Raw genomic sequence first — 3104 nt, 5'->3', positions numbered from 1 at the left:
TGAACAAAGCTGAAAATCTACTTCTGCGTCTCTCAAAAACGCCTCTGGCGTTGTAAGGTTAAGCCTCACGGGTCATTAGTACCGGTTAGCTCAATGCATCGCTGCACTTACACATCCGGCCTATCAACGTCGTCGTCTTCAACGTCCCTTCAGGACTCTCTGGGAGTCAGGGAGAACTCATCTCGGGGCAAGTTTCGTGCTTAGATGCTTTCAGCACTTATCTTTTCCGCACTTAGCTACCGGGCAATGCCATTGGCATGACAACCCGAACACCAGTGGTGCGTTCACTCCGGTCCTCTCGTACTAGGAGCAACCCCCCTCAATTCTCCAGCGCCCACGGCAGATAGGGACCGAACTGTCTCACGACGTTCTAAACCCAGCTCGCGTACCACTTTAAACGGCGAACAGCCGTACCCTTGGGACCTACTTCAGCCCCAGGATGTGATGAGCCGACATCGAGGTGCCAAACACCGCCGTCGATATGAACTCTTGGGCGGTATCAGCCTGTTATCCCCGGAGTACCTTTTATCCGTTGAGCGATGGCCCTTCCATTCAGAACCACCGGATCACTATGACCTGCTTTCGCACCTGCTCGAGCCGTCACTCTCGCAGTCAAGCTGGCTTATGCCATTGCACTAACCTCCTGATGTCCGACCAGGATTAGCCAACCTTCGTGCTCCTCCGTTACTCTTTGGGAGGAGACCGCCCCAGTCAAACTACCCACCAGACACTGTCCGCAACCCGGATTACGGGTCTACGTTAGAACATCAAACATTAAAGGGTGGTATTTCAAGGTTGGCTCCACGCAGACTGGCGTCCACGCTTCAAAGCCTCCCACCTATCCTACACATCAAGGCTCAATGTTCAGTGTCAAGCTATAGTAAAGGTTCACGGGGTCTTTCCGTCTTGCCGCGGGTACACTGCATCTTCACAGCGATTTCAATTTCACTGAGTCTCGGGTGGAGACAGCCTGGCCATCATTACGCCATTCGTGCAGGTCGGAACTTACCCGACAAGGAATTTCGCTACCTTAGGACCGTTATAGTTACGGCCGCCGTTTACCGGGGCTTCGATCAAGAGCTTCTCCTTGCGGATAACCCCATCAATTAACCTTCCGGCACCGGGCAGGCGTCACACCGTATACGTCCACTTTCGTGTTTGCACAGTGCTGTGTTTTTAATAAACAGTTGCAGCCAGCTGGTATCTTCGACTGGCTTCAGCTCGGGGAGCAAGTCCCTTCACCTACATGCCAGCGTGCCTTCTCCCGAAGTTACGGCACCATTTTGCCTAGTTCCTTCACCCGAGTTCTCTCAAGCGCCTTGGTATTCTCTACCTGACCACCTGTGTCGGTTTGGGGTACGATTTCGTGTTACCTGGAGCTTAGAGGCTTTTCCTGGAAGCAGGGCATCAGTTACTTCATCACCGTAGTGACTCGTCATCACACCTCAGCGTTAAAAGAGTTCCGGATTTACCTAAAACTCCCGCCTACATGCTTAAACCGGGACAACCGTCGCCCGGATAACCTAGCCTTCTCCGTCCCCCCTTCGCAGTAACACCAAGTGCAGGAATATTAACCTGCTTCCCATCGACTACGCTTTTCAGCCTCGCCTTAGGGGTCGACTCACCCTGCTCCGATTAACGTTGAACAGGAACCCTTGGTCTTCCGGCGAGCGGGCTTTTCACCCGCTTTATCGTTACTTATGTCAGCATTCGCACTTCTGATACCTCCAGCAAACCTCACAGTTCACCTTCAACGGCTTACAGAACGCTCCCCTACCCAACAACGCCTAAGCGTCGCTGCCGCAGCTTCGGTGCATGGTTTAGCCCCGTTACATCTTCCGCGCAGGCCGACTCGACCAGTGAGCTATTACGCTTTCTTTAAATGATGGCTGCTTCTAAGCCAACATCCTGGCTGTCTGTGCCTTCCCACATCGTTTCCCACTTAACCATGACTTTGGGACCTTAGCTGGCGGTCTGGGTTGTTTCCCTCTTCACGACGGACGTTAGCACCCGCCGTGTGTCTCCCGTGATAACATTCTCCGGTATTCGCAGTTTGCATCGGGTTGGTAAGCCGGGATGGCCCCCTAGCCGAAACAGTGCTCTACCCCCGAAGATGAGTTCACGAGGCGCTACCTAAATAGCTTTCGGGGAGAACCAGCTATCTCCCGGTTTGATTGGCCTTTCACCCCCAGCCACAAGTCATCCGCTAATTTTTCAACATTAGTCGGTTCGGTCCTCCAGTTAGTGTTACCCAACCTTCAACCTGCCCATGGCTAGATCACCGGGTTTCGGGTCTATACCCTGCAACTTAACGCCCAGTTAAGACTCGGTTTCCCTGCGGCTCCCCTATACGGTTAACCTTGCTACAGAATATAAGTCGCTGACCCATTATACAAAAGGTACGCAGTCACCAAACAAGTTGGCTCCCACTGCTTGTACGTACACGGTTTCAGGTTCTGTTTCACTCCCCTCGCCGGGGTTCTTTTCGCCTTTCCCTCACGGTACTGGTTCACTATCGGTCAGTCAGGAGTATTTAGCCTTGGAGGATGGTCCCCCCATATTCAGACAGGATACCACGTGTCCCGCCCTACTCTTCGAACTCACAGGATGTGCATTTTTGTGTACGGGAGTATCACCCTGTACCCTGCGACTTTCCAGACGCTTCCACTAATGCACAAACTGATTCAGGTTCTGGGCTGCTCCCCGTTCGCTCGCCGCTACTGGGGGAATCTCGGTTGATTTCTTTTCCTCTGGGTACTTAGATGTTTCAGTTCCCCAGGTTCGCCTCGCAACACTATGTATTCATGTTGCGATGATGCACAGAGTGCACCGGGTTTCCCCATTCGGACATCGTCGGCTGTAGCGGTTCATATCACCTTACCGACGCTTTACGCAGATTAGCACGTCCTTCATCGCCTCTGACTGCCAGGGCATCCACCGTGTACGCTTAGTCGCTTAACCTCACAACCCACAGGCGTTTTACAACGCATGCAGACTGCAAGCATTTGAGAGACTCGAACACATCGTTTATTCATTCTTATTACGGAGAATGAACACGACGTGTCGTTTCAATTTTCAGCTTGTTCCGGATTGTTAAAGAGCAA

The 3104-nt window shown here is 52.5% G+C and carries 1 rRNA gene; it reads right to left on the bottom strand.

Features of this window, described 5'->3' with window-relative positions:
* Nucleotides 1-54: 54 nt before the first annotated feature.
* Nucleotides 55-2961, bottom strand: a 23S ribosomal RNA gene (locus tag QMZ65_RS25120).
* Between the last annotated feature and the right edge of the window lie 143 nt (nucleotides 2962-3104).

This window comes from Pantoea sp. EABMAA-21 (assembly GCF_030053335.1).
Taxonomy (GTDB): domain Bacteria; phylum Pseudomonadota; class Gammaproteobacteria; order Enterobacterales; family Enterobacteriaceae; genus Pantoea; species Pantoea communis.
The sequence above is the reverse complement of the archived record's forward strand: the minus strand, read 5'-3'. Positions and strand labels throughout refer to the sequence as shown.